The 22,389-nt window shown below is 74.5% G+C and carries 24 protein-coding genes; 15 read left to right on the top strand and 9 right to left on the bottom strand.

The genetic code is table 11. The annotated features are described in order from the left end of the window. Nucleotides 1-87: 87 nt before the first annotated feature. Entirely contained in the window at nt 88-360 is a 273-nt protein-coding gene (locus tag SMD20_RS03040; RefSeq protein WP_329574596.1) for a GlsB/YeaQ/YmgE family stress response membrane protein, read from the top strand. Between the two features lie 96 nt (nt 361-456). On the opposite strand, the gene SMD20_RS03035 is transcribed toward SMD20_RS03040, so the two are convergent. Beyond that, the gene (locus SMD20_RS03035) at nt 457-1,449 is read right to left on the bottom strand and encodes a sporulation protein (protein WP_329574595.1); all 993 of its coding nucleotides are present in this window, start codon (nt 1,447-1,449) and stop codon (nt 457-459) included. Between the two features lie 236 nt (nt 1,450-1,685). On the opposite strand from SMD20_RS03035, the gene SMD20_RS03030 reads away from it, so the two are divergent. Continuing rightward, entirely contained in the window at nt 1,686-2,291 is a 606-nt protein-coding gene (locus SMD20_RS03030; protein ID WP_329574593.1) for an Rv1733c family protein, read from the top strand. A 36-nt stretch (nt 2,292-2,327) separates the two neighbouring features. Here the strand turns inward: SMD20_RS03030 and SMD20_RS03025 are convergent, their stop codons facing one another. Next, complete coding sequence (locus SMD20_RS03025) at nt 2,328-3,845, bottom strand: IclR family transcriptional regulator domain-containing protein (RefSeq protein ID WP_329574590.1); 1,518 nt, start codon at nt 3,843-3,845, stop codon at nt 2,328-2,330. A 119-nt stretch (nt 3,846-3,964) separates the two neighbouring features. Here SMD20_RS03025 and SMD20_RS03020 point away from each other — a divergent pair, with 119 nt between their 5' ends. The 8 genes from SMD20_RS03020 to SMD20_RS02985 all read left to right on the top strand — a co-directional run bounded on the left by SMD20_RS03020 (nt 3,965) and on the right by SMD20_RS02985 (nt 10,861). After that, nucleotides 3,965-4,717 carry a CoA transferase subunit A gene (locus tag SMD20_RS03020; RefSeq protein WP_329574587.1) on the top strand — a complete coding sequence of 251 codons (753 nt, stop codon included), beginning with the start codon at nt 3,965-3,967 and terminating at the stop codon, nt 4,715-4,717. Beyond that, on the top strand, nt 4,714-5,343 hold the full coding sequence (locus SMD20_RS03015; RefSeq protein ID WP_329574585.1) for a CoA transferase subunit B: 630 nt from the start codon (nt 4,714-4,716) through the stop codon (nt 5,341-5,343). The genes SMD20_RS03020 and SMD20_RS03015 overlap by 4 nt, the downstream gene beginning before the upstream one ends. Then, nucleotides 5,340-6,485 (top strand): thiolase family protein, encoded by a 1,146-nt coding sequence (locus tag SMD20_RS03010; protein ID WP_329574583.1) that lies wholly within the window; start codon nt 5,340-5,342, stop codon nt 6,483-6,485. The genes SMD20_RS03015 and SMD20_RS03010 overlap by 4 nt, the downstream gene beginning before the upstream one ends. A 6-nt stretch (nt 6,486-6,491) precedes the next feature. Next, complete coding sequence (pcaH, locus tag SMD20_RS03005; protein WP_329574582.1) at nt 6,492-7,244, top strand: protocatechuate 3,4-dioxygenase subunit beta; 753 nt, start codon at nt 6,492-6,494, stop codon at nt 7,242-7,244. After that, the gene (gene pcaG / locus SMD20_RS03000; protein ID WP_329574581.1) at nt 7,241-7,768 is read left to right on the top strand and encodes a protocatechuate 3,4-dioxygenase subunit alpha; all 528 of its coding nucleotides are present in this window, start codon (nt 7,241-7,243) and stop codon (nt 7,766-7,768) included. The genes pcaH and pcaG overlap by 4 nt, the downstream gene beginning before the upstream one ends. Then, entirely contained in the window at nt 7,755-8,912 is a 1,158-nt protein-coding gene (gene pcaB / locus SMD20_RS02995) for a 3-carboxy-cis,cis-muconate cycloisomerase (protein ID WP_329574580.1), read from the top strand. The genes pcaG and pcaB overlap by 14 nt, the downstream gene beginning before the upstream one ends. 2 nt (nt 8,913-8,914) lie before the next feature. Continuing rightward, nucleotides 8,915-9,997 carry a bifunctional 3-oxoadipate enol-lactonase/4-carboxymuconolactone decarboxylase PcaDC gene (pcaDC, locus tag SMD20_RS02990; protein ID WP_329574578.1) on the top strand — a complete coding sequence of 361 codons (1,083 nt, stop codon included), beginning with the start codon at nt 8,915-8,917 and terminating at the stop codon, nt 9,995-9,997. Between the two features lie 135 nt (nt 9,998-10,132). After that, nucleotides 10,133-10,861 (top strand): TylF/MycF/NovP-related O-methyltransferase, encoded by a 729-nt coding sequence (locus SMD20_RS02985; protein ID WP_329574576.1) that lies wholly within the window; start codon nt 10,133-10,135, stop codon nt 10,859-10,861. Here the strand turns inward: SMD20_RS02985 and SMD20_RS02980 are convergent. Continuing rightward, nucleotides 10,800-11,786, bottom strand: a complete 987-nt coding sequence (locus SMD20_RS02980) for a 1-aminocyclopropane-1-carboxylate deaminase/D-cysteine desulfhydrase (protein WP_329574574.1) — start codon at nt 11,784-11,786, stop codon at nt 10,800-10,802. The two genes, SMD20_RS02985 and SMD20_RS02980, sit on opposite strands and share 62 nt — an antisense overlap. Nucleotides 11,787-11,951: 165 nt before the next feature. On the opposite strand from SMD20_RS02980, the gene SMD20_RS02975 reads away from it, so the two are divergent. Together SMD20_RS02975 and SMD20_RS02970 are read left to right on the top strand one after the other, a co-directional pair. Further along, nucleotides 11,952-14,072, top strand: coding sequence for a GAF domain-containing SpoIIE family protein phosphatase (locus SMD20_RS02975; protein WP_329574572.1), 2,121 nt, complete (start codon nt 11,952-11,954; stop codon nt 14,070-14,072). 83 nt (nt 14,073-14,155) lie between these two features. Then, complete coding sequence (locus SMD20_RS02970) at nt 14,156-15,412, top strand: cytochrome P450 (protein ID WP_329574570.1); 1,257 nt, start codon at nt 14,156-14,158, stop codon at nt 15,410-15,412. 8 nt (nt 15,413-15,420) lie between these two features. Here SMD20_RS02970 and SMD20_RS02965 read toward each other — a convergent pair whose 3' ends face one another. Genes SMD20_RS02965 through SMD20_RS02955 form a run of 3 tightly spaced genes read right to left on the bottom strand, consistent with a single transcriptional unit; the run spans nt 15,421 to nt 17,434 of the window. Beyond that, a complete protein-coding gene (locus SMD20_RS02965; RefSeq protein WP_329574568.1) occupies nt 15,421-15,807 on the bottom strand; it encodes a VOC family protein in 387 nt (128 codons plus the stop codon). Between the two features lie 38 nt (nt 15,808-15,845). Continuing rightward, nucleotides 15,846-16,880 (bottom strand): MaoC family dehydratase, encoded by a 1,035-nt coding sequence (locus tag SMD20_RS02960; RefSeq protein ID WP_329574566.1) that lies wholly within the window; start codon nt 16,878-16,880, stop codon nt 15,846-15,848. After that, nucleotides 16,877-17,434 carry a MarR family winged helix-turn-helix transcriptional regulator gene (locus tag SMD20_RS02955; RefSeq protein WP_329574564.1) on the bottom strand — a complete coding sequence of 186 codons (558 nt, stop codon included), beginning with the start codon at nt 17,432-17,434 and terminating at the stop codon, nt 16,877-16,879. Before SMD20_RS02955 ends, SMD20_RS02960 begins: the two co-directional genes overlap by 4 nt. A gap of 72 nt (nt 17,435-17,506) precedes the next feature. Here SMD20_RS02955 and SMD20_RS02950 point away from each other — a divergent pair, with 72 nt between their 5' ends. From SMD20_RS02950 to SMD20_RS02940, 3 genes are read left to right on the top strand one after another with little or no spacing between them, the layout of a single operon-like run. After that, nucleotides 17,507-18,676 (top strand): flavin-dependent oxidoreductase, encoded by a 1,170-nt coding sequence (locus SMD20_RS02950; RefSeq protein WP_329574562.1) that lies wholly within the window; start codon nt 17,507-17,509, stop codon nt 18,674-18,676. Continuing rightward, nucleotides 18,673-19,122, top strand: coding sequence for a DUF3237 domain-containing protein (locus SMD20_RS02945; protein ID WP_329574560.1), 450 nt, complete (start codon nt 18,673-18,675; stop codon nt 19,120-19,122). The genes SMD20_RS02950 and SMD20_RS02945 overlap by 4 nt, the downstream gene beginning before the upstream one ends. Before the next feature lie 24 nt (nt 19,123-19,146). Beyond that, the gene (locus tag SMD20_RS02940; RefSeq protein WP_329574558.1) at nt 19,147-20,757 is read left to right on the top strand and encodes a CocE/NonD family hydrolase; all 1,611 of its coding nucleotides are present in this window, start codon (nt 19,147-19,149) and stop codon (nt 20,755-20,757) included. On the opposite strand, the gene SMD20_RS02935 is transcribed toward SMD20_RS02940, so the two are convergent. The 3 genes from SMD20_RS02935 to SMD20_RS02925 all read right to left on the bottom strand — a co-directional run bounded on the left by SMD20_RS02935 (nt 20,732) and on the right by SMD20_RS02925 (nt 22,379). Then, the gene (locus SMD20_RS02935) at nt 20,732-21,544 is read right to left on the bottom strand and encodes a phosphotransferase (RefSeq protein WP_329574556.1); all 813 of its coding nucleotides are present in this window, start codon (nt 21,542-21,544) and stop codon (nt 20,732-20,734) included. The two genes, SMD20_RS02940 and SMD20_RS02935, sit on opposite strands and share 26 nt — an antisense overlap. A gap of 97 nt (nt 21,545-21,641) precedes the next feature. Next, nucleotides 21,642-21,836: a CsbD family protein gene (locus SMD20_RS02930; RefSeq protein WP_091082533.1), complete on the bottom strand. Its 195-nt coding sequence runs from the start codon at nt 21,834-21,836 to the stop codon at nt 21,642-21,644. An 81-nt stretch (nt 21,837-21,917) separates the two neighbouring features. After that, nucleotides 21,918-22,379 carry a MarR family winged helix-turn-helix transcriptional regulator gene (locus SMD20_RS02925; RefSeq protein WP_329574553.1) on the bottom strand — a complete coding sequence of 154 codons (462 nt, stop codon included), beginning with the start codon at nt 22,377-22,379 and terminating at the stop codon, nt 21,918-21,920. Between the last annotated feature and the right edge of the window lie 10 nt (nt 22,380-22,389).

The following is a 22,389-nucleotide window of genomic DNA, read 5'->3' as shown; positions in this document are numbered from 1 at the left end:
GGACGGGGCGCGGTGGCGGGCACCCGGAGCGCCGGTTCGTTCGTTGTCGGGATGGCGGTCGATCGTCGTCTCTTCGGGAGTCGCACCATGGAAATCACCGGCATCATCTCCGGCCTGATCATCGGCATCGTCATCGGCGCACTCGGGCGGCTCGTCGTGCCCGGACGCCAGCGCATCCCGATCTGGCTCACCATCCTCATCGGCGTGGTCGCGGCCCTCATCGGGACCGCCATCGCCGCCGCGCTCGGCGTCGCCGACACCGGCGGCATCGACTGGATCGAGCTGGTGATCCAGGTGGCGCTGGCGGCGCTCGGCGTCTCGCTGACCGCCGGTCTGTACGTCAAGCGCCGCCGCGAGTGAGCCGACGGGCGGCCGCGGGACCCATCCCCGCGGCCGCCCGCCCCATTCCGTTCAGCCCCGGCTCAAGCCGCGGTCTGGGCTAGGCCCGGCGCGGGGTCACCACTCGTCGTCGCCGCCCTCGTCGTCGTCCTCGAAGACCTCTTCGATGATCTCGCCGGCCACCAGTCCGCCCACGACGCCGGCGGCGCCCGCGGCCACCACCGCGCCGACGCCCGGCCCGCTCCTGTGCTGGTGGTGGTGGTCGTCGTGGTACGGCTGGTGATGCGGGTCGTGGTAGCCGTGCGGGTCGTGGTAGCCGTGCGGGGCGCCGTGGTGGCCGCCGTACTCGGACAGGCGCTGCAGCCAGCGCCCGAGCTCGCCCGACCAGTCGGTGCGCAGGGCGTCGTCGTGGCTGACAGTGAAGTGGTCGATGGCGTCGCCGGAGGAGTAGCGGCCGGACCGCTTGTCGGCCTCCAGGACGACGGTCAGCCCCTCGGGGGTGGCGACGAAGGTCACCTCGACCTCGTTGACCAGGCCCTGGTACTGCGGCGGCGGGTAGAACTCGATCTCCTGGTAGAACGGCAGCCGCTGGTCCACGCCGGCCAGCCGCCCGGCCTCCAGGTCCGCCGACTTGAACGAGAAGCCGAGGCCGAGGAACGCGTCCAGGATGCGCAGCTGCGACGGCAGCGGCTCGACCGCGAACGCGTCGAGGTCGCCCTTGTCGACGGCCTTGGCGATGGCCAGCTCGGTGCGCACGCCGAGCACCATGCCGTGCAGCGGCTGCCCGCCGATCTCGCTGACGGGCGCCTCCCACGGCACGGGCATGGTGAAGCCGAGCGTGCGGTCCTCGCCCTTGCGCAGCGTGAACGGCCCGGAGACCTGGAGGCGGCCGAACTCGGTGACGCCGGCGCCCTCGGAGTCGCCGTACTCGATTTCCACGCGCGCCACCAGGCCGAGCGTGACGTGCTCGATCTCGGCGTCGAAGTCGCCGCCCTTGAGCCGGACCTCGCCCTCCAGCGTGCCGCCCGGCCGCGTGCGCGACGTGGCGAGGACGGTGTCCACCGAAGGCGCGCCGACGCCGAACGCGCCCAGCATGCGTTTGAAGACCACGGCTTTTGCTCTCCCTGTCGAAGATCGGGTGGGTGATCAATTGATGATCACTGCTTGCGCCCGCACAACGAGCGGCGTACCGGCCGAGTTCCTGAAACCCCTGCGTGCAGGGGGTTTTTGGGGGTATGGGGTGGTTCGGGGTGCGGAAGAGGGCGAAGGTCCCTGATCGGTGAGGCTTATGGCACTCCCCGTACGGGCAGTTGGAGCCCACCTTTGTGGTGTCGAGGAGGTGCGCGGTGAGAGCTGCACTGGATTCCCTGAGAATGGTGACGCGCGGGTACCGATGGGATCGCAACCCGCTGCGCCGCCGTACCGATCGTCTGGAGTCCGCGCTGGTGGTCGCGGCGGTGCTGCTGGTCCTCGCGAGCGTCTGGCCGGCGGTGCTGGCGGGGAGGGCCGCGTACGAGACCGGGATGGCCGAGACCCGCGTCGGGCCGGGCGGGCGGCAGCAGGTGACGGCGACCCTGCTGCAGGACGCGCCGCCGGCCAGGGCGACGTACGGCGAGATGCCGCCGCAGTTGCCGCAGACGCCGGCGCGGTGGACGGGCCCGGACGGGGCGGCGCGCACCGGTGAGGTGGCGGCTCCGGGGCTGGCGAAAACCGGCACGGCGGTGCGGATCTGGATCGACTCCGAGGGGCGGCCGTCGACCGCGCCGAAGAAGCCGCTGGAGATCGTCATCAGAGGCGTGGGCATGGCGGTCTTCGTGGTGCTGGTGGCCGTGCTGATCGCCGTCACCGGCTTCGCGGCCGGGCGGTGGGCGCTGGACCGCCGCCGCTACCGCTCGTGGGACGCCGCCTGGGCCGTCGCCGACAAGCGCGGCCACGGCCACCGGCGCGGCTGAGCCGGCCCGCCGGCCCCCGGACCCGGACCGGCCGGGTCAGCGGCCGAGGCGGACCACTTCGCGCAGGTCGCCGTTCCAGGCCGGGCCGTGCACGGACGCCAGGTCGGCCGCCATCCGCGCGGCCGTCTCCCGCAGCTCGGGCAGGACGTCGCGCACCAGGTCGGCGGCGGTGGCGCGGCTGGCGTGCGTGGCGACGTTGACGGCGGCGACCACCCGCCCCGAGCCGTCCCTGATGGGCACCGCCAGCGACCGCACCCCCTCCTCCAGCTCCTGGTCCACCAGGGCGTACCCGTCGGCGGCGACCTGGCGCACCACCGCCTTCAGCTCGGCCGTGCTCGAGATGGTGTGGCTGGACAGCGGCTTGACCGCGATGGCGTCCAGCCGCTCCTCCGGCAGGTCGGCGAGCAGGACCCGGCCCATGGACGTGGCGTAGGCGGGGAAGCGGGTGCCGACCGTGATGTCCACGCTCATGATCCGCCGGGTCGGGCGGCGGGCCAGGTAGACGATGTCCTCGCCGGACAGCACGGCGACCGACGCCGACTCGTGCACCCGGGCGACCAGGTCGTTGAGATGCGGCTGCACGACGGCGCGGAAGGGCAGGCCGGACAGGTGCGCGTAGCCCAGCTCCAGCACCTTCGGCAGCAGGACGAAGCGGGTGCCGCGGGCGGCGACGTAGCCGAGCCGTTCCAGCGTCTGCGCCGCGCGGCGTACGGTCGCGCGGGGCTGGCCGGTCGCGCGGGAGGCGTCGGCGAGGGTGGCGCCGCCGGGCCGGCCGAGCGCCACCATGACGGCCAGGCCGCGGGCCAGCGACTGCAGGTAGCCGGCGCCGAACTCCTGCTTGGCCGCCCGCGACCGGTCCACGCCGCCCGAGTCCTCGTCCTGGTCCGTGCTCTGGGGCGGGTGGGCGAGGGCCGCCTCCATCTCGGTCACCGTCGCGCGCAGCCGGGGCAGGGCGTGCGCGCGCAGCCCGTCCGCCGTGTGCCTGCTGGTGTGGCTGACCACGCTGACCGCGCCCACGGCCCGCCCGGCCGGGTCCCGTACCGGCACCGCGACGGCCACCAGCCCCGGCTCCACGAGCTGGTCGTCCACGGCCCACGGCGCGGCCGGGTCGAGCAGCGCGAGCCCGGCCGCGCACCGGCCGGCGGGCAGCAGGTCGCCGACCCGGAAGGCCACGGACATGGTGCGCCGCCGGGTGAACTGCGCGATGAAGCGCACCCCTTCCCCGTCCGGCACGGCCAGCGACACCGACTCGTCGAGCTCCTCGGCCAGCCGCCGGGCCGGCGGCGACAGGGCGTCGCGGAGCCCGCCGCCCGCCAGGTACGCCTCCCCCAGCTCCATCAGCCGCGGCGCTAGGCGTACCTCCCGCCCGTCGAGCCGCAGGTAGCCGAGGTGGGTGAGGGTGGCGAGCACCCGGTCCACCGCGCTTCTCGCGAGCCCGGTCGCGCGGACGAGGTCGGTGGCGGCCATGGGCCGTCCCGGCTCGTCCGCCAGCACGCGCAGCACGGCGAGGCCGCGTTCCAGGGTTCCAGGTTCCAGGGTTCCGGGCGCTTCCATCCGGTCACTCCTCCGGTCGAGTGAGCTCCTTTGACAGGCCACCCCTCTTTACGGATACTCGGTACCACAATAGTGGACAAAAGTTCACTATGCGAACACTCCCGGTGAATTGGAGCGTCGTGCGGAGAGACAAGGTGGTGGCCTCCCCCGAGGAGGCGCTGGCCGGCGTGCGGGACGGCGCGTCGTTCGCGGTCGGCGGGTTCGGGCTGAGCGGCATCCCGAACGTGCTGATCCAGGCCCTCTACAACACCGGCGTGACCGGCATTTCCGTCGTGTCGAACAACTGCGGCGTGGACGGCGGCGGCCTCGGCGTGCTGCTGGCCGCCGGCCGCATCGCGAAGGTGACGGCCTCCTACATCGGCGACAACAAGGAGTTCGCCCGCCAGTACCTCGGCGGCGAGCTGGAGGTCGAGCTGACCCCGCAGGGCAGCCTCGCCGAACGGCTGCGCGCGGGCGGCGCCGGCATCCCCGCCTTCTACACCCCGGCCGGGGTCGGCACGCCGGTCGCCGACGGCGGGCTGCCGCTGCGCCACCACCCGGACGGCTCCGTCGCCGTGGCCTCGCCGCCCAAGGAGGTACGCGAGTTCGACGGCCGCCCGTACGTGCTGGAGCACGGCATCACGACGGACTTCGCGCTGGTGCGCGCGGCCAAGGGCGACCGCCACGGCAACCTCGTCTTCAACAAGTCCGCGCGCAACTTCAACCCCCTGGCCGCGATGGCCGGGCGCGTCACGATCGCCGAGGTCGAGGAGCTGACCGAGCTGGACCCCGACGAGGTCCACCTGCCGGGCGTCTTCGTCCAGCGCGTCGTCGTGCTGACCCCCGAGCAGGCCGCCGACAAGGGCATCGAGAAGAGGACCACCCGATCATGAGCTGGACGCGGGACGAGATGGTGGCGCGCGCGGCGGCCGAGCTGCGCGACGGCGACTACGTCAACCTGGGCATCGGCCTGCCGACCCGCATCCCGTCGTTCCTGCCCGACGACGTGGACGTCATCCTCCACTCGGAGAACGGCCTGCTCGGCGTCGGCCCCTACCCGTACGAGCACGAGGTCGACCCCGACCTGATCAACGCGGGCAAGGAGACGGTGACCGTGCGCGAGGGGGCGTCGTTCTTCGACTCCTCGCTGTCGTTCGGGATGATCCGCGGCGGGCACATCGACGTGGCGGTGCTGGGCGCGATGCAGGTGTCGGCCACGGGCGACCTGGCCAACTGGATGGTGCCCGGCAAGCTGGTCAAGGGCATGGGCGGGGCGATGGACCTCGTGCACGGGGCACGCAAGGTCATCGTGATCATGGATCACACGGCCAAGGACGGCTCGCCGAAGATCGTCAGCAAGTGTTCGCTGCCGCTCACCGGGCAGGCGTGCGTCCACCGCGTCATCACCGACCTCGGCGTGCTCGACGTCACCGAGGACGGGCTGCGGCTGGTGGAGACCGCGCCGGGCGTGAGCGTCGAGGAGCTGCGCGAGCGTACGGAAGCCGAGGTCCTGGCATGAAGACCGTGTACGTCGTGGACGCCGTCCGCACCCCGTTCGGCCGCCACAACGGCGCGCTGGCCGGGATCCGCCCCGACGACCTGGCCGCGCACGTGGTCAGGGCCGTCGCCGAGCGCAACGGCGTCGAGGCCCCCGACGAGGTGATCCTCGGCAACGCCAACGGCGCCGGCGAGGAGAACCGCAACGTCGCCCGCATGGCCGCGCTGCTCGCCGGGCTGCCGGTGAGCACGCCCGGCGCGACCGTGAACCGGCTGTGCGGCTCCGGCATGGAGGCGGTCATCCAGGCGTACCGGATGATCGCGCTCGGCGACGCCTCCACCGTGATCGCGGGCGGCGTCGAGTCCATGACCCGCGCCCCCTGGGTGCTGCCCAAGCCCGACCGGGCCTTCCCCGCCGGCGGCGCGGAGCTGGTCTCCACCACGCTCGGCTGGCGCCTGGTCAACCCGAGGATGCCCGCCGAGCACACGGTGCCGCTCGGCGAGGGCGCCGAGCTGATCGCCGACAAGCACGGCATCACCCGCGCGCAGCAGGACGCCTACGCCCTGGCCAGCCACCAGAAGGCGGCCAAGGCGTCCTTCGAGCGCGAGATCGTCCCCGTCGGGGACGTGACCAGGGACGAGGGCATCCGCGAGGACAGCTCGCTGGACAAGCTCGCCCGGCTCAAGCCGGTCTTCCGCAAGGAGGGCACGGTCACCGCGGGGAACTCCTCCCCGCTCAACGACGGCGCGGCGGCGCTGCTGCTCACCGACGAGGACGGGCTGGGCGGCCGCGAACCCCTGGCGCGGATCACCGCCGGCGCCGCAAGCGCCCTCGAACCCCGCTACTTCGGCCTCGGCCCGGTCGAGGCCGCGAACCGGGCGCTCGCCAAGGCCGGCCGCACCTTCGCCGACCTCACCACCGTCGAGCTGAACGAGGCGTTCGCCGCCCAGACGCTCGGCTGCCTGGCCGAGCTGCCCGATCTCGACCCCGCCCTGGTCAACCCCGAGGGCGGCGCGATCGCGCTCGGGCACCCGCTCGGCGCGTCCGGCGCCCGCGTCATCGGCGCCGTCGCGCACCGGCTCGCGGCGGCCGGCTCCGGCGTCGGCCTGGCCTGTCTCTGCATCGGCGTCGGCCAGGGCCTGGCCGTCGTACTGGAAAGGTAGCCCCGCATGACCCCACCCCCCTCGCAAGCCGACGTCGACCGCGAGATCGCCGAGCTGCACGAGGCGCACGCCGGCGAGGAGCAGAACCAGCCGCTGCGCGACTTCGCCCCCTACCGCAGCAGCATCCTCCGCCACCCGAAGCTGCCGGCGCTCGCGGTCAAGGACCCGGAGGCGGCCGAGCTGGCCGGGCCGGTGTTCGGCGTCTCCGACGTGACCGCGCTCGACGCCGACCTGACCAAGCAGCACCTCGGCGAACCGCTCGGCGAGCGGATCACCGTACAGGGCCGGGTGCTCGACCGCGACGGCCGGCCGGTACGCGGCCAGCTCGTCGAGGTGTGGCAGGCCAACGCCGCCGGCCGCTACCTGCACCAGCGGGACGACCATCCCGCCCCGCTCGACCCCCACTTCTCCGGGGTCGGGCGCTGCCTGACCGACGACGAGGGCCGCTACCGCTTCACCACGATCAAGCCGGGGCCGTACCCGTGGCGCAACCACGTCAACGCCTGGCGGCCGGCGCACATCCACTTCTCGGTGTTCGGCACGGCGTTCACGCAGCGGCTGGTCACCCAGATGTACTTCCCCGGCGATCCGCTGTTCCCGTACGACCCGGTGCTGCAGTCGGTGACGGACGAGCGGGCCCGGCAGCGGCTGGTGTCCGCCTACGACCACGACCTGTCCGTGCCCGAGTTCTCGCTCGGCTACCGCTGGGACATCGTCCTCGACGGCCCGGCCGCGACCTGGATGGAGGAGGGCCGATGAAGCCGACCCCTTCGCAGACGATCGGTCCGTTCTACGGCTTCGCGCTGCCGTTCCCCGGCGGCGGCGACCTCGCCACCGGCGGGATCACCGTCCAGGGGTACGTCTACGACGGCGACGGCGTGCCGGTGCCCGACGCGCTGCTGGAGTTCTGGCAGGCCGACCCGTCGGGCGACCTGCGCGGCCGGCCCGGCTCGCTGCGCCGCGACCCGGTCACCGGGGCCGTCATCGGGCGGCACGGGCTCGACTTCACCGGCTTCGGCCGGGTGCCGACCGACGCCGACGGCCGCTACGGGTTGCGTACGCTCATGCCGGGTAACGGCTACATCAGCGTGTGCGTCTTCGCCCGCGGCCTGCTGGACCACCTGTTCACCCGCGTCTACTTCGACCGCGACGCGGCCTTCCTGGACACGGTGCCGCCGGAGCGGCGGGAGACGCTGCTGGCCGTGCCGGAGCGCGCGGACTTCTACCGCTTCGACATCCACCTCCAGGGCGAGAAGGAGACGGTCTTCCTTGACTTCGGCTGACCCGGACGCCGATCTCGGGCTGCTGTCCCCCATGCGGGGCGCGGCCGAGGAGACCGGTGACGTCGCCGTCCTGCGCGCCCTGCTGGACGCCGAGGTCGCGCTGACCCGCGCCCAGGCGGCGCTCGGCCGGGCGCCGCGGGAGGCGGCCGAGGCGGTGGCCGGGGCGGCGCGGGTGGCGGCGTTCGACCTGCCGGGGCTCGTCGCGCGGGCGCGCTCCGGCGGCAACCCGGTGATCCCGCTCGTGGAGGACCTGCGCGCGGCGGCCGGGCCGCACGGCGCGCACGTGCACCGGGGCGCGACCAGCCAGGACATCATGGACACCGCGCTCATGCTGGTGGCCCACCGGACGCTGGGCCCGGTGCTGGCGGTCCTCGGCCGGGTCGCCGGCGACCTCGCCGGGCTGGCCGCCGCGCACCGCGACACCGTGATGGCCGCGCGGACGCTCACCCAGCAGGCGGTGCCGACGACGTTCGGGCTGAAGGCGGCGGGCTGGCGCAAGCTGGTCCTGGACGCCCGCGACCGGCTGCGCGCCGCCCGCGACTCCCTGCCGGCGCAGCTCGGCGGGGCCGCGGGCACGCTGGCCGCCTTCCACCCCGAGCAGCCGGAGCCGGAGCCGGGCGAGGACCCCGGGCTGCGGCTCGCCGCCCGTTTCGCCGCCGAGCTGGGGCTGGCCGAGCCGGTGCTGCCGTGGCACGTGCTGCGCACGCCGGTGGCCGACCTCGGCGGGGCGCTGGCGTTCGCGTCGGGCGCGCTCGGCAAGCTCGCGGCCGACGTGCTCGTGCTCTCGCGCACCGAGGTGGGCGAGCTGTCCGAGGGCGTCGGCGGCGGCTCGTCGTCCATGCCGCACAAGCACAACCCGGTCCGCGCCACCATGATCGCCGCCGCGGCGCGGCTGGTCCCCGCGCAGGCCGCCGTCCTGTACGCCTCACTCGCCGCCGAGGACGAACGCCCCGCCGGCGCCTGGCACGCCGAGTGGCAGCCGCTGCGCGAGTGCCTGCGCCTGGTCGCCGGGGCGGCCCGCGACGCGTCCGAGCTGGTCGCCGGGCTGCGGGTGCACCCCGAGCGCATGCGGGCCAACCTGACCCTGTCCGGCTCCACGGGCTCCGCCCGCGCCCTGGTGGAGCGGGCTCTCAAGGAGGACTGACGATGTTGCACCACCGGCTGGACGGCCCGGCGGACGGCGAGCCGCTGATCCTCGGTCCGTCGCTCGGCACGTCCCTGCGCCTGTGGGAGCCGCAGCTCGCCGCGCTGGCGCGGACGTTCCGGGTGCTGAGGTTCGACCTGCCGGGCCACGGCGGCTCCCCCACGGCCCCGGTGGCCACGGTCGAGGACCTGGCCGCCCTGGTGCTGGAGACGGCCGCCGCGGCGGGCTTCGACACCTTCCACTACGCGGGCGTGTCGATCGGCGGCGCGATCGGCGCGACTCTGGCGCTGCGCCACCCCGGCCGGGTGCGCTCGCTCGCGATGGTCTGCTCCTCCGCCCGCTTCGGCGAGCCCGGTTCGTGGCACGAGCGGGCCGGGCTGGTGCGCGCCGAGGGCACCGGCCCGCTGCTGGAGAGCACGGCCGCCCGCTGGTTCGCCGGCCCGCCCCAGCAGGCGCTGCTCGACGACCTGGCCGCCGCCGACCCCGAGGGGTACGCCGCCTGCTGCGACGCCCTGGCAGGCTACGACGTGCGCGCCGAGCTGGCCGCGATCAAGGCTCCCACCCTGGTCGTGGCGGGCCGGGACGATCCCGCGACGCCGCCCGCGCACGCCAGGGAGCTCGCCGACGGCATCCCCGGCGCGACGCTCGTGGAGCTGGCCGGCGCCGCCCATCTGGCCCCCGCCGACCAGCCGGAACGCCTGACCGCCGCGCTGCTCGCCCACCTGCCCTCAACGCCCGGCATGCGGGTGCGGCGCGAGGTGCTGGGCGACGCGCACGTGGACCGGGCGGTGGCCCGTACCACGCCGTTCACCAGGGACTTCCAGGACTTCATCACCCGCTACGCCTGGGGCGAGATCTGGACCAGGCCCGGCCTGGACCGGCGTACCCGCAGTTGCGTGACGCTGACCGCGCTCGTCGCCCACGGCCACCTGGAGGAGCTGGCCATGCACGTACGGGCGGCGCTGCGCAACGGGCTGACCCCGGACGAGATCGGCGAGGTGCTGCTGCAGAGCGCCGTCTACTGCGGCGTGCCGGCCGCCAACGCCGCCTTCGCCGTGGCCCAGCGCGTCCTGTCGGAGGAGTGACCCCAACCCTTGTGCGGCGATCGGTGACGGCGGGGTCACGCTGCGGTCATAATGCTGTGCGTATTCAGGCGTGGTCCGCACCCCACCCTCTCTGATGGGCTCGCAGCGACGCGAGCGACCGCGAAGGGGTTACGCATGTCAGAACGCTCATTGCTCGACGGGAGCTGGTTAAGCGGCGCTCCCGGCGAGTGGACCGGGCTCAGGAACAAGGTCACCTATCCGTCCCGGGCGCAGGTCCTGGAGCTGTCGGTGCAGCTCTCGCGGCCGGTGCCGGGCCACATCGTCGAGTTCGGCGTCTGGAAGGGCTACTCCACCCGGGTCATCAGGGACGAGCTGTGGCGGGCCCGGCTGTGGGAGCGGCGGCAGCGCCGCAAGCGCATCTACGCCTGCGACTCGTTCGAGGGGCTGCCGGAGGGCTACGAGAACCTGCCGGCGGGCACCTTCGCGACGCCGGTGCCGCGGCTGAACGGGGTGCGGGTCGTCAAGGGGTTCTTCGCCGAGTCGCTGACGCCCGCGCTCGCCTCCGAGGTGGGCCTGGTCAGCCTGGCGCACCTGGACGCCGACCTGGAGTCGGCCACGGCGTGCGCGCTGGACTGGCTGACGCCGCTGCTCGCCGACGGCGCCCTGCTGCTGTTCGACGAGTTCTACGGCGAGGACCCGGCCGAGTGCCGGGCCTTCGTGGACTGGAGCGCCCGCTCCGGCGTGCGGACGGCGCTGCTCGCGCTGTTCGGCAGGGAGCCGAGCGGCAAGGGCGGCATGACCGACCGGCGGGCGCTGTTCCAGGTGATCGGCAGGCGGCACCTCAGGAAGGCTCCGCCGCTGCCGCCGGTCCGGCTCCGGCGTCGCCTGGCGTCTCGCTGGTGAGCCAGCCGGCGTAACGGGAGGCGAGCAGGCCGGGCAGCCCGCCGGTGTGCACGAACACCACCCGCGTGCCCCTGGGCGCCTCGCGCACGGCGGCGAACAGGCCCGCCATGGCCTTGGCCGTGTAGACCGGGTCGAGCAGCAGGGCCTCGGTCCGCGCCGCCGCCCGCAGCGCGTCCAGGGCCGTGCCGGTCGGCTCGCCGTACGCCTTCCCGGCCTGGGCGGTGTCCAGGCGGCAGCGGCCCCGGGGCGCGGGCAGCCCGGCGAGGGCGGCGGCCTCGGCGGCCAGTTCCTGGACCGCGCCCGCGAGGCCGGGCCGGGCGCCGACGTCCACGCCGAGCACCTTGCCGTGGTCGCCGAGCCCGGCCGCGAGCCCGGCATGGGTGCCGCCCGAGCCCGCGGCGACCACGACGAGGCCGGGGTCCAGGTGTTCGGCGAGCTCGCGGCCCACGTCCACGTACGCGGAGGCGCCGAGCGGCGACGAGCCGCCGATCGGGATGGCGTACGGCCGCCGGCCCCGCGCCGCCAGGGCCCTGGCGTGCTCCTCGATGGCGGCCTCGGTCTCGGCGTACGGCAGCGGCCCGCCGTCCAGCCAGTGGATGCCGGCGCCGAGCACGCGGTCGAGCAGCAGGTTGCCGCTGTCGTCGCCGGGCGTGAGCAGCAGGTCGCAGCCCATCCCCGCGAGGTTGGCGGCGGCGGCCGTCATCCTGGCGTGGTTGCTCTGCGCTCCCCCGCCGGTGACCAGGTGGTCGCAGCCCTTGGCCGCCGCGTCGGCGACGATGGCGGCGAGTTTGCGCGCCTTGTTGCCGCCGCCCGCGAGGCCGGTCAGGTCGTCGCGTTTGACCCACAGGTCCTCGGGGCCGAGGCCGAGGCGGCGGGCCAGGCGGGGCAGCGGGTGCAGCGGGGTCGCGGGTACCGGAAGGATCACCGGCCCATCGTGTCCGGGTGGCGGCGGATCGGGCAAGCGGATGTGCGATGTTGAGCGGAAGGTGAGCAGTTGGCTCCACGGTTACGGGGTATCCTGCCCATATGGGGGGTTTCGCGCTGCTTTGGTGCTCACCGTGCGTGAGCGGAGAAGCGGGCGGCTGAGCCGGTGCGGGAGCACACCGCGCCCCGGCCGGGCCGGGCCGGCCTGGACGACCTGCTGATCCAGGCCATCACCGGCGCGGGGGCGCACATCGGCACCGTCTACCTCCTGGCCGACGACGGCCGGGTGCTGCTGATGGACGTCCAGCTCGGGATGCCCGAGCCGATCGCGATGTCCTGGGCCCGGCTCCGGGTCGGCGATCCCATTCTGGCCTCCAGGGCCGTACGCGAGGACCGCCTGGTCTGGGTCTCCGGGCGGGAGGACCTCGCGCGGCAGTTCCCCTCGGCGGCGCTCTCGGTGCCCTACCACTTCTCGGCCGCCGTACGCCCCATCCGCGGCGGCGGGCGCGTCTGGGGCGCCCTGCTGCTGGTATGGCCCGCGGGATACTCCCACGCGCTGTCACGGGAGCAGCTCGACGTGATCGACGCGAGCTGCGCCGCCCTCGCCGACCTGCTCCAGCGGGAGGCCGACCGGGGCGAGCCGATCACGCCGGGGCCGCGCCCGCGCACCCTCAACCCCCGTCCCGCCCGCGCCGCCGACACCGGCTCCCAGCTGCTCGCGCTCTCGGCCCTGAACCGGCTGCCCGAGGGCTACTGCTCGCTCGACAACGAGGGCCGCCTCGCGCTCATCACCGCGCCGGCCGCCGCTCTGCTGTCCGTCTACACCTCCGAGCTCCAGGGCGAACGCCTCGGCGAGGCGCTGCCCTGGCTCGACGACCCGCTCTACGAGGACCTCTACCGGTCGGCCGTGGTCAGCGGCCGGGTCACCGCGTTCACCGCCCGCCACCCGTCGGGGCGGCTGGTCACCTTCCGGCTCTTCCCCGGCCTGACCGGCGTCACCCTGCGCATCACGCCCGGCGGGCAGGGTGACGACCCCGCGGAGCGGCCGCCGCCGCACGAGATCGGGCAGCCGACCCGCATCATCGCCCTGCACGAGATGCTGCACCTCGCGACGACGCTCGCGCGGGCCGTCACCGCGCAGGAGGTGGTCGACCTGGTCGCCGACCACGTCATGCCCGTCTACGACGTCCAGGCGCTGGCCATCCTCACCGCCAAGGGCACGCGGATGCGGGTGGCCGCCTCGCGCGGCTACACCCGGCAGGCCGTCGCCGAGCTGGACGGGCAGCCGGAGATCCCGCCGTCGCCGGAGCGGGGTCCGTACGACGCCGCCCGGCCGGCCTTCTTCGAGAGCTGGGGCGAGCTGCGGGAGACGTACCCGGACGCCGTCGACTCCGACGACATGAAGGCGTGGGCGTTCCTGCCGCTGGTGACCTCGGGGCGGCCCATCGGCACCTGCGTCCTCGCCTACGACCGGCCGCACCGCTTCGACTCCGACGAGCGGGCCACGCTGACCGCCCTCGCGGGACTGATCGCGCAGGCGTTCGAGCGGGCCCGGCTCTACGACGCCAAGCACCAGCTCGCCCAGTGCCTGCAGTCGAGTCTGCTGCCGCGTACGCTGCCGGAGATCCCCGGGCTCGACCTCGCCGCCCGGTACGTCCCCGCCACCCCCGGCATGGACATCGGCGGCGACTTCTACGACCTGATCCGGCTCAGCGACACCCAGGCCGCGGCCGTCATCGGCGACGTCCAGGGACACGACGTGACCGCCGCCGCCCTCATGGGGCAGGTGCGCACCGCCATCCGCGCGCACGCCACCGCCGGCGCCTCCCCCGGCGAGGTGCTGGCGCACACCAACCGGCTGCTCGTCGAGCTGGCCCCCGACCGCTTCACGAGCTGCCTGTATCTGAGCCTCGACCTGGAGCGGCACATCGCCTGCCTGGCGAGCGCCGGCCACCTGCCGCCGCTGCTCGGCCGGCCCGGCGAGCCCACGCGCGTCCTCGACAGCACCCCGGGCCTGCTGCTGGGCATCGACCCGGAGGCCGAGTACGCCGTCCTCGACCTCGACCTGCCGCCCGGCAGCGTGCTGGTCCTCTACACCGACGGCCTCATCGAGCAGCCGGGCCTGGACCTCGGCGACGCCATCCGCGACCTGGCCGAACGTTTCAACCCCACCGAGGACGGGCCGCTGCCGGACCTGGCGGACTCGCTCATCGAACAGGCGGCGCTGGAGCAGCGCATCGACGACTGCGCCGTCCTGCTGCTCCGCTGCACCACCACCGGCCCCTGAGCTGGGCGGCCCGCATGGGGGCGGGGCGGGAGGGGAATGCCCTTGTACGCCCCTGCACCCGCCTGCCGCCGGGAGGCTGACCCGTGGCCACGACCCTGACGTCCGCGGAGGAGGCGGGGCGCTGCCTCGCCACGCCCGCCGCGTACACCGACGAGGCACGCCTGCACGAAGCCCTGACGCTGCTGCGCCGCGAGTCGCCCGTGCGGCGGGTGGAGGCCGACGGCTACCGGCCCTTCTGGGCCGTGACGCGGCACGCCGACGTGCTGGAGATCGAGCGGGACAACGCGCTGTGGCTGAGCGCGCCGCGGCCGGTGCTGCGCCGGGCGGAGGTGGACGCCGCCCTGGAGGCGCATCGGGCGCGCGGCGACGGGCTGAAGACGCTCGTCCACACCGACGACCCCGAGCACCGGGCGCTGCGCGCGATCGGCGCGGACTGGTTCAGCCCGAAGGCGATGCGCGAGCTCCGGGCGCGGGTGCAGGAGCTGGCCAGGCGGTACGTGGACCTGCTGGCCGAGCACGGCGGCCGGTGCGACTTCGTACGGGAGGTCGCCGCGCACTATCCGCTGCGCGTCATCCTGTCGCTGCTCGGGCTGCCGGAGTCGGACTTCCCGCTGATGCTGCGGCTGACGCAGGACCTGTTCGGCCAGGACGACGACAGCCGGCGGCGCGGCGAGGGGGCGGCGGCCCACACGTCGGTGCTGGCGGACCTGCTCGGCTACTTCCGGGAGCTGACCGCGGCCCGCCGCGCCCGTCCGACCGGCGACCTGGCCTCGGCCATCGCCAACGCCCGGGTGGACGGCCGGCCGCTGAGCGACGCCGACGCGGCCTCGTACTACGTCATCATCGCCACGGCCGGGCACGACACGACCACCTCCACCATCGCGGGCGGGCTGGAGGCGCTCGTCCGGCATCAGGGCGAGCTGCGGCGGCTGCGGGAGGACCCCGGGCTGCTGGCCCCGGCCGCCGAGGAGATGATCCGCTGGGTGAGCCCGGTGAAGGCGTTCATGCGGACGGCGGCGGCCGACACGGTCGTGCGGGGGACGCCGATCGGGGCGGGCGAGTCGGTGCTGCTGTCGTACCCGTCGGCGAACAGGGACGAGGAGGTGTTCGACGGCCCGTTCCGCTTCGACGTGGGCCGGACGCCGAACCGGCATCTGGCGTTCGGGGCGGGGGTGCACTACTGCCTGGGGGCGGGGCTGGCGCGGATGGAGATCCAGGCGCTGTTCGCCGAGCTCGTCCCCCGGCTGGCGGAGGTCGGGCTGGACGGCGAGCCGGCCTGGCTGGCGACGACGTTCGTGGGCGGGCTGAAGAGCCTGCCCATCCGGTACGCGCTGCGCTGACCCGGCCGTCAGCGGTGGTCGCGGCGCAGCGGGTGCTCGGGCGGCACCTCCACCAGGACGAGGCGGTGGCCGTCCGGGTCGGCGATCCACAGCTCGACCAGCCCCCACGGCTCGCGGCGGGCCTCGCGCAGCACCTCCACGCCGGCCTGACGCAGGCGGGTCTCCTCGGCGGCCACGTCGCGCACCTGCAGCCAGAGCGACACGCCGCCGATCTCACCCTCGTCCCCCTGGCCGGACAGCTCCAGGAGGCCCTGCCCGAGGAAGAACACCGTGCCAGGATGCTCGGGCGGGCCGAACTCGCGGTAGACGGCCAGCCCCAGGGTCTCGGCGTAGAAGCGGCGGCTGCGCGCGGGGTCCCGGGGGCGCAGCAGCACGCGGCTGCTCAGCACGTCCATGCCGCACCCCTTCCCGCCGGGCGGGAGCCCCAAGCCCCTCAGGCGAGTACGGCGGCGAACCGCCAGTCCAGCACATCGCGGGGCGCGCCGTCCGGCCCGGTCGCGGCGACGAGCGAACGCAGGTGCGCCAGGCCGCCGCCGCCGGGCAGCGGCTCGCACCGCTCGACGATCACCTCGCTGGTCAGCGTGTCGCCCTCGTGCACCGGCCCGAGGTGGTCGCAGCCGTGCCAGCCGGCCACGGTGACCAGGTTGGGCAGCGCGCGGACGGCCTGGGAGAGCGCGAGCCCGATCGTGTGACCGCCGTAGACCAGCCGCCGGCCGCCACGGCCGTCGTGGTGCGCCTGGGCGATGTTGAGGGTGAGCCGGGCCAGCTCGGGGGCGGCCGACACCACGTCGCCGCCGCTGACCCGCCGCCGTTCGCCCGCGCGCAGGCCGTCGAGGTGGGGGCCGGGGACCAGGCCGGCGTACCGGTCGAGCCGCCAGCCGGCCACCGCCGCCGCGAGAGCACCGTCGTCGTCGATCACGTCGTCCTCGATGGGGTCGCCGATCCTGTCGAGGTCGGCGTCGTGGCCGGTGTCCGCCTCCTGGTCGCGCAGCGGCAGCATCGCGCAGCGCCAGAAGTCGAGCACGGGGCGGCCGTCCTGGTCCTCGGTGGTGATCCGCAGCGCCGCGAGGCCCGTCGGGCGGCGGCCGGGGCGGGGCCGGTTCTGGCGCAGCGCGACGACCTCCGTACGGGTGCGCAGCGTGTCGCCGATCACCGGGAAGCGGCGGAAGACCAGCCCTCGGTAGAACAGGTTGGCCTTGACGTGGTGGGTGACCAGCGTGGACTGGCCGATCGCGACGTCCCACACGAGCGCGGGATGGGCCAGGGGCGGCCCGCCGGTGACCTCGCGGCACAGGTGGGCGTCGAGCGGCAGCCGCAGCCGGTCGCCGCAGATCGCCTGGTGGGCGGCGGCGTGGCCGGCGGTGAGCGTGAGCCCCGGGGCGCCGTCGAAGACCTGTCCCGGCTCCAGTTCGTCGAAGAAGGGGCCTTCGGCCACCAGCGCGTCCCCCGGGGTCGTCGTCGGGGTCATCGTCGGGGTCCTTCCGTGGTGAGGGGCGGTCTGGCCCGCAGGATGCGGACGAGCAGCCCGGTCAGTTGCTCGCGCTCGGCGGGCCCGAGCACCGCGAACCACTCGCGTTCCCTTCCGGTCTGCTCGGCGAACGCCTCCCGCACCGCCGTCTCGCCCGCCGGGGTCAGCGCGACGACGACCGCGCGGGCGTCGCCCGGCACGGGGCGGCGTTCGGCCAGGCCGGCGCGTACGAGGGTGTTGACCGCGTTGGTGACCGCCGAGCGGGACATCGCGGAGATCTCCGCCAGCCGGACCGGCTGTGTGGGGCCGAGCAGCCAGAGCTTGAACATCAGCCGGAAGCCGGGCAGCGTCCAGCCGCGCGGGCGGTGGATGCGGGTCTCCAGGTCGGTGACCAGCAGGTAGGCGAGCTGGAGCAGGTGGTAGGCCAGCGCGAACGCCTCGGCGTCGGCGGGCGGCGGCATGGCGGCCAGGCGCTCGCGCGCGTAGGCGGCGTAGCGCAGATCCGGCGCGTCCGCGGCCTCGCTGCTGGGGACTCCGGCCCCTGTGTCGCTCACCGGTCAAGTCTTGCGCAGGTGCGGACCACTCCGACATATTGTTTCGGCCATAACAATCCATGAGGAGGGCTCGTGCGCATCGTCATCGCCGGAGCGGGCATCGGCGGGCTCGCCGCCGCGCTCAGCCTGCACGCGGCCGGGTTCGCGCACGTGACGGTGCACGAGGCCGCCCGCGAGATCCGGCCCCTGGGCGTGGGCATCAACCTGCTCCCCCACGCCGTGCGCGAGCTGACCGAGCTGGGCCTCGCCGACCGCCTCGCCGAGATCGGCGTCGCCACCGCCGAGCTGGCCTACTTCAACCGGCACGGCACCCTCATCTGGTCCGAGCCCCGGGGCGTCGCGGCCGGCTACTCCTGGCCGCAGTACTCGGTGCACCGCGGCCGGCTGCAGCGGCTGCTGCTGGAGGCGGTCACCGAACGCCTGGGCCCGGACGCCGTCCGCCTCGGCAGCCGCATCACCGGCCCCGGCGAGGAGGACCTGCTCGTCGGCGCCGACGGGATCAACTCGGCCGTGCGCGCCCATCTCTACCCGGACGAGGGCCCGCCGCCGTGGAACGGCCTGGTCCTGTGGCGCGGCGTGACGTACGGCGAGCCGTTCCGCACCGGCCGTTCCATGATCATGGCCGGGGACGGCACCGCCAAGTTCGTCGCCTACCCCATCGAGAACGGCGGGCGCACGCTCATCAACTGGATCGCCGAACGCCCCCTCGACGGCGAGCCGCCCGAGCGCGGCAACTGGAACCGTCCCGCCGACCTCGCCGAGATCGGCCGGCACTTCGCGGACTGGCGCTTCGACTGGCTGGACGTCCCTGGCATCGTCGCCGGGGCCGAGGCGGCCTACGAGTACCCGATGGTGGACCGCGACCCCCTGCCCCGCTGGACCTCCGGCAGGGTCACGCTGCTCGGCGACGCGGCGCACGCGATGTACCCGATCGGCTCCAACGGCGCCTCGCAGGCGATCATCGACGCCCGCGTGCTGGCGTACTGCCTGGCCAGGGGCGACCTCGCCGGGTACGAGGCGGAGCGCCGCCCCGCCACCACCGCCCTGCAACTGTCCAACCGGCGGATGGGCCCCGAGATCGTCATGAAGCTCGCCCACGAGCGCGCGCCCGGCGGCTTCGACGACGTCGAGCGGGTCATCCCGCACGCCGAGCTGGCCGAGATCGCCGCCTCCTACAAGCGCACCGCCGGCTTCGACCCGCGCGCGCTCGACGAGCGTCCCTCCTGGAGCGTGACCCGGTGAACCTCGAACCGCTCGCCCGCTTCCACGTGGAGCTCGACCCGATGCTCGACCTGGGCGAGACGCACTGGGGCAACCGCCGGGTGGTCGCCATCGCGGGCGGCTCGTTCGACGGCCCCCGCCTGTCCGGGCGGGTGCTGCCCGGCGGCGCGGACTGGCAGGTCGTGCACGCCGACGGCACGATCAGCATCGACACCCGCTACACGCTGCGCACCCATGACGGCGCGCATCTCTACATCACCACGAGCGGCGTCCGGCACGGCCCGCCCGAGGTGCTCGACCGGCTGGCGCGCGGCGAGGACGTCGATCCCGCGGACTACTACTTCCGGCTGTTCTGCCGCTTCGAGACGGGCGACGAGCGGTATCACTGGCTCAACAGGACGCTGGCCGTGGCCTCCGCGGCACGCGCGGCGTCCGCCGTCCGTTACGACGCCTACATCCTCACCTGACCCCCCGCCCTTCCGGGAGCCGCCATGCCGAAGCTCGACCGCCCCCCGCTGTCCGTCGCCGTCGAGCACGACGCGCCCATGCCGATGCGCGACGGGACCGTCCTGCGCGGCTCCGTCCACCGTCCCGCCGCGGGCGGGCCGTTCCCCACGCTGCTGGTGCGCACGCCGTACGGGGAGCAGACGTTCCGGTCGGTGCCGGTGATCCCGGCGCTCCAGGCGGGCTTCGCGGTGGTGCTGCAGCACTGCCGGGGGCGTGGCGGCAGCGACGGCGAGTTCCGGCCGTGGCGGGACGAGGGCGCCGACGGCCACGACACCATCGCCTGGATCACCGGGCAGCCGTGGTCGAACGGCGAGGTGGTGATGAGCGGGATGTCGTATCTGGCGGGGTGCGCGCTCCAGGCCGCCGCCACCCGGCCGCCGGGGCTGAAGGCGGTCGTCGCGCAGATGACGCCGCACGACTTCCACGACGGCCTGAAGTACCACGGCGGCGCGTTCGCGCTCGGCTCGGCGCTGAACTGGGGGGCGCTGCAGGCGATGCTCGGGCTGCTGCACGCCATGGAGGCGGGCGGGGAGGCGGGTGAGGACGCGGGCCGCGCGTTCGGCGCGCTGCTGCCGGTGCTGGGCGACCAGGGCGCGGCGGCGCGTACGCTGCCGGTGCGCGACATCCCGGGCATCCCGTGGTGGCGGGACTGGACGGGGCATCCGGAGCGGGACGCGTACTGGGAGGATCTGGCCGAGACCCTGCGGCACGACCGGATCGAGGTGCCGGTCATGCACGTGGCGGGCTGGTTCGACCTGTTCCTGGCCGGGACGCTGGAGAACCACCGCCGCCTCGGCGGGCCGCTGGTCATCGGGCCGTGGACGCACCTCGCGCCCGGCGCGTCGGGTGCCGGGCGGCTGGACTTCGGGTTCGGCGCGCAGGCCGGGACCATCCGGCTCGAACAGCGCCAGCTCGCCTTCCTCAAGGGCGAGGACACCGGCCCAGCCGTGCAGATCTTCGTCATGGGCGACGACGTGTGGCGGGAGGAGGAGTCCTGGCCCCTGGCCCGCGCCGTGGAGACCCGCTACCACCTGCACGCCGACGGCCTGCTGTCGCCCGCTCCCCCCGTGTCGGGCGAGCCGCGCACGTTCGTCTTCGACCCGCGCGACCCGGTGCCGACGACCGGCGGGCCGCTGCTGCTGGCCGACCCCACCAACGTCGGCCCGCAGGACCAGCGGGACGTGGAGCGCCGGCCCGACGTGCTCTGCTACACGACCGAGGAGCTGGCGGCCGACGTCGAGGTGACCGGGCCGGTGACGGTGACCCTGCGCGCCGCGACCTCGGCGGCGGGCACCGACTGGACGGCCAAGCTGGTGGACGTGTACCCGGACGGGCGGGCGATGAGCGTCATCGACGGCATCACACGCACCTCGGCCTCGTCGGGGACGTACCTGATCGACCTGGTGGCGACCAGCCAGGTCTTCAAGGCCGGGCACCGGATCCGGGTGGAGATCTCCAGCTCGAACTTCCCGCGCTTCGACCGCAACCCGGGCACCGGGCGGCCCGCCGCCGAGGCCGGGGAGGCCGACCTGGTGGTGCAGCGCCAGCGGGTGTTCCCGGACTCCTACCTCACCCTTCCGATCGTCCCCCGCTGAGCGGGAACCCCTCCAGTTCGCCGACGGCCTGATCGAGCTCGTCGGCGACGCCCTGGCACAGCAGCCGGGCGTGCAGCGGCTCGCCGGCCGCGCCGAGGCGGCGGATACGCGCCGCCCGCTCGGCCAGGCGGCCGCGGATGTCGGCGATGACCGCCGCCGGGTCGCCCGCCCATCCGTACGCGTCCAGGAACAGCCGCAGCCGGGCGGGCCGCGCGGCGAAGTCGGTGAAGCCCTCGGCGGCGGCGACGCGCCGGGCGTGCAGCGGCACCCAGGCCAGCGCGACCCAGGCCACGTCGGAGTCGCGGATGACGGGACCGGCGAAGTCCCAGTCGAAGAAACCGGCCAGCCGGCCGTCGTGCCAGGCGGCGTTGAACGGGCTCGCGTCGTTGTGCGCGACGATCAGGCCCGGCGCCCACCGCCCGCCGGTGCGCCAGCGCGCGTCCGGCGACGGCGCGAAGTCGGCCACGGCCTCGTGGTAGGCGCGCAGCCAGCGGGCCACCTGGCGCAGGGTGTCCTCGGCCCGGGTCCACTCCGGCCAGACGCGGCGCCCGCCGATCGTGTCGCCCTCCAGGTAGGTGAGGATCTCCCTGCCGTCGGCGTCGACGCCGAGCACGCGCGGCGCGCCCTCGAACCCCTTGGTCTCCAGGTGCCGCAGCAGCTCGTGGACGGAGGCCGTCCACGCCCGCACGGGCCGTCTGACCGTACGGCCGATGCGGATCGCACCCGAGTCGTTGCCGCCTTCCATCGCCCACCGCCAGCACGCGTCGCCGTACCCCGCTACGGGCACTATCGCCCATCCGGGCGCGCTCGCCTATGCCTCACTCACGGCGGCGGGCAGCGGACGGGGCGGGCCCGTCACAGCGGGCCCGCCCCGACGGGCGTCGCTATTTCTTGAACGCGTCCTTGACCTTCTTGCCCGCGTCCTTGACCTTCTCGCCCGCCTGCTTGAGGCCGCCCTCGGTCTGGTCGGCGCGGCCCTCGGCGCGCAGTTCCTCGTCGCCGGTGACGTCCCCCAGGTTCTCCTTGGCGCGGCCCTTGAGCTCCTGTGCCTTGTTCGAGACCTTGTCCTCGGCGCTCATATGTGCCTCCCTTGTCGTGCTGGGTCGTGGTTCTCAGCGAGCACTTCCTCTTTCCCGGCAGCGCGCCGGGAAACCCCGCGTTCAGTCCACGTCCACGTCGTCGAGGAGGCGGAGCAGGCGGGAGAGCACGCGGAGGCAGGCGGCGATGTCGGCGTCGGACAGGTCGCCGCCGATCCGGCCGAGCACCGCCCGCTCCCGGGCGAGTACGGCGTCGATGGCGGCCCGCCCCTCCTCGGTGAGCCGGACGAGGGACGACTTCCGGTGCGCCGGATTGGGGGCGAACGCCACCAGGCCGCGCGCCGCCGCGTCGTTGGCCATGCGCTGCACGAACTGCCGGCTCAGTGCCTGCTCCCGCCCCATCTGCGGCACGGTCATGGGCCCGTGCTCGCGCAGCAGGTGGAGCACGGCGCGTACGCCGACCGACAGGCCCTCGATGGCCGCGTCCTGCTCGACCTTGCGCTGGGCCCGCCGGTACAGCGGCCCGACCAGGTCGAACACCTCGGTCAGCCGGTCGGTGGGGCGTACGGGATCTGTTCCGCTCACTCCTCCATCA

It is taken from the genome of Nonomuraea sp. LP-02, assembly GCF_036289125.1.
Taxonomy (GTDB): Bacteria; Actinomycetota; Actinomycetes; order Streptosporangiales; family Streptosporangiaceae; genus Nonomuraea; species Nonomuraea bangladeshensis.
This window is presented reverse-complemented; position numbering and strand designations above follow the sequence as displayed.

Excerpts from the sequence above, each read along its gene's own strand:
- SMD20_RS03040 (WP_329574596.1), top strand. The coding sequence starts at position 88 with ATGGAAATCACCGGCATCATCTCCGGCCTGATCATCGGCATCGTCATC.
- SMD20_RS03025 (WP_329574590.1), bottom strand. The coding sequence starts at position 3,845 with ATGGAAGCGCCCGGAACCCTGGAACCTGGAACCCTGGAACGCGGCCTC.
- SMD20_RS03015 (WP_329574585.1), top strand. The coding sequence starts at position 4,714 with ATGAGCTGGACGCGGGACGAGATGGTGGCGCGCGCGGCGGCCGAGCTG.
- SMD20_RS03010 (WP_329574583.1), top strand. The coding sequence starts at position 5,340 with ATGAAGACCGTGTACGTCGTGGACGCCGTCCGCACCCCGTTCGGCCGC.
- pcaH (WP_329574582.1), top strand. The coding sequence starts at position 6,492 with ATGACCCCACCCCCCTCGCAAGCCGACGTCGACCGCGAGATCGCCGAG.
- pcaG (WP_329574581.1), top strand. The coding sequence starts at position 7,241 with ATGAAGCCGACCCCTTCGCAGACGATCGGTCCGTTCTACGGCTTCGCG.
- pcaDC (WP_329574578.1), top strand. The coding sequence starts at position 8,915 with ATGTTGCACCACCGGCTGGACGGCCCGGCGGACGGCGAGCCGCTGATC.
- SMD20_RS02985 (WP_329574576.1), top strand. The coding sequence starts at position 10,133 with ATGTCAGAACGCTCATTGCTCGACGGGAGCTGGTTAAGCGGCGCTCCC.
- SMD20_RS02965 (WP_329574568.1), bottom strand. The coding sequence starts at position 15,807 with ATGGACGTGCTGAGCAGCCGCGTGCTGCTGCGCCCCCGGGACCCCGCG.
- SMD20_RS02960 (WP_329574566.1), bottom strand. The coding sequence starts at position 16,880 with ATGACCCCGACGACGACCCCGGGGGACGCGCTGGTGGCCGAAGGCCCC.
- SMD20_RS02940 (WP_329574558.1), top strand. The coding sequence starts at position 19,147 with ATGCCGAAGCTCGACCGCCCCCCGCTGTCCGTCGCCGTCGAGCACGAC.
- SMD20_RS02930 (WP_091082533.1), bottom strand. The coding sequence starts at position 21,836 with ATGAGCGCCGAGGACAAGGTCTCGAACAAGGCACAGGAGCTCAAGGGC.